The sequence below is a fragment of the Cronbergia sp. UHCC 0137 genome (genome assembly GCF_034932285.1).
Taxonomy (GTDB): Bacteria; Cyanobacteriota; Cyanobacteriia; order Cyanobacteriales; family Nostocaceae; genus Cronbergia.
In genome coordinates, this window is sequence record NZ_JAYGHC010000113.1 from 1 (window position 1) to 2,413 (window position 2,413).

3 protein-coding genes are annotated in these 2,413 nt (G+C 34.2%); all 3 read right to left on the bottom strand.

Features of this window, described 5'->3' with window-relative positions; translation table 11 throughout:
- Positions 1 to 69 precede the first annotated feature (69 nt).
- Positions 70 to 321 (bottom strand): UPF0175 family protein, encoded by a 252-nt coding sequence (locus tag VB711_RS26370; RefSeq protein WP_323289395.1) that lies wholly within the window; start codon positions 319 to 321, stop codon positions 70 to 72.
- Between the two features lie 239 nt (positions 322 to 560).
- Positions 561 to 1,208, bottom strand: coding sequence for a DUF3226 domain-containing protein (locus tag VB711_RS26375; protein WP_323289396.1), 648 nt, complete (start codon positions 1,206 to 1,208; stop codon positions 561 to 563).
- A gap of 5 nt (positions 1,209 to 1,213) precedes the next feature.
- Positions 1,214 to 2,338, bottom strand: coding sequence for an AAA family ATPase (locus tag VB711_RS26380; RefSeq protein ID WP_323289397.1), 1,125 nt, complete (start codon positions 2,336 to 2,338; stop codon positions 1,214 to 1,216).
- Positions 2,339 to 2,413: the final 75 nt, after the last annotated feature.

Consider the following 2,413-nt stretch of genomic DNA (forward strand, 5'->3'; position numbering starts at 1 on the left):
CCCTATTTAAACGATTAATAGCAGCAAAGTTAATTAAAGGTGTAGCATTGCAAATAACAATCACAATTATTAAAAACCTTCTTGAATGGTCTTGACATCTTCCAATAAATCAACTTCACTATAATGTCGTTCAATTTTCCTTTCTCCTAAAAGCTGCTGAAATTCCCAAACAGATAGATTAGCTAAACGTCGCGCTTGACCAAAAGTAAATATATTCTGTGCGTATAACTGTAAAGCTAATTCCTGACGAATAGCTGACTCACCTTGACTTAAAGAATCAGGTGATAATTGCAAATTAATCGAACTCACGAATTTACTCATATAGAACAACTTATTGATTACTCCATTATACTCAGTCGTAGATGAGTTGTTAATCAAGAGTGCGATACCTTCTCATATAGGAGACACTACGTGAAGAGTGAGTAGTGCGGGCATACTTGGCTAACGCCACGCTACGCTATCGACTAAGCTCAGTACAAGTCTTGCCCGCTTTTTAATTTTTTATCTATACCAAAAGTAAAATTATAAGTGTATTTTTGTTTTATTAAAAGGGAAAAATCTTAATTAAATAACCGTGTTAACCAGCCAGTAAAATTGATTGCAATATTTGTATGAGGACGAAGGGATTGTTTAGTAATTGCTTGTCCCATAGGATAACCTGGTTCATCTTGCCAAGCTAAATATGTGTGAATAATTGCTTTACTAAGATGCAATGCTTCAAAAGTTGTTAAGTTCTTTGTTTGTGCTTCTGCAACACATTCTTTTGCAAATTCTAAAGATTTAGGTTCTGCAAGTTCAGCACAAAAATCTTCCAATTTACCCGAATCTTGATTATTTGGCATTAGCCAAAATCCAAGTTTAGGTTCATCTTCAATACCCTCAACTACTGTTCCGTGCAGATCAGGAATGTTAGGTAGATTATAGTTATAATGCTTTAATTTACCTTTTATACTTGCCCATCTTCCCTCAAGAGAAGGACTATCAGCATCAAGCATTACTCCGATTACTTGGGGAGGATTAGGACGAAATATCAAAGCATTTAGACGTTTCAAAACTTCTGTATCTGCACCGCACTCATATATCCCAAAAGTTTTAGGAACTTGGTGAGCAGCACACAAAGCCATAACAACATGACAATCATTTTTACCTTCCACTAGCAATACCTTATTGGTGTCTTGCTTACAGATATCTTTATTATTATCTTTCATACTATTTAGCGTGTTTCAACATCCATTTCAATAGAATCTGTGAGTGTTTCAACAGAATATTCTTTGACTTTAATGAGATTATTTTTAGCTTCCAGTCTAAAGAATGCACCAAGTAAAGGATGCTTATTCCATGCACTATCAAAACTCTTTACACAATCACGACTATGTGTGGTTGCAAATACTTGAACATTTAGTTTTTCGGAAAAATGAAAAACAATATCCCAAACTTTAGGCTGTACTGTCCAATGCAAGCCATTTTCAAATTCATCAATTAACAAAATTCCATCTTTTGCATTCACTAACGCAACCATTATATAAAATAAACGATTTAATCCATCACCCATACTTTTAAGAGGTAATGGTTCATCTATATCCTCAATTTTTGCTATGGGAATACGGTTATCACTACTACGACCTTTACTAATGTCTTCTACAAAAGCAACTCCTGATATTTTAGGTTCAATAAGTTTAAGAGCAGAAATAACTTCGGATTCTAAACTAGTTAAACTTGTCAAATCCCAGAGAGCAGCTAATTTTCGATTAGGAATATTCTCTGTCGAAACAAATTGCCATTTGTATTTCAATTCAGAATCTTGCCGTTCATAAACAACTCTAGAACCACGTCTAATTTCTCGAAAATCCTTATCTAATCTCAAGATTCTCCGAGTTTTTTCGCCTTCTTCGGCTACAAGAACAACTTCAATACTTGATAAATCTTTATCAAATTGATCGCTAGATATACGAGTTCTTTTCATTGTTCCTTCATCATCAGACTTAATCTGATATGCAGCAACACCAATGTGAATATTGGGGTTTAAAGAAATTTCTCCAAGAGATATGCCTTCTTCTCCTATCTTAGGTAATCTATGACTAAAAAATAGACGGCGTATGGGATTATCAAGAAAATTTTGGGGATGTTGTTGTGCTTCACTAATCCAAGAACCTTGCCTTGATTCTACGAGATCAAGTAAAGTCATGGGAGAGATATTACTGGCATAAAGTTCTATTGCTTCGAGAAATGTACTCTTACCAGCATTATTCATACCAACAATAAGATTAACATTACTTAATTTTTTTACTTCCAGATGATTAAAGAGTCTGAAGTTGCGTATTTGAAAAGACTTCAGCATAAGTTCAACCTAATCCTTTCTTCCAAGTTTACAATACAGTTTAGTATAATGTTAATTAATGGCGCGATCGCTCTA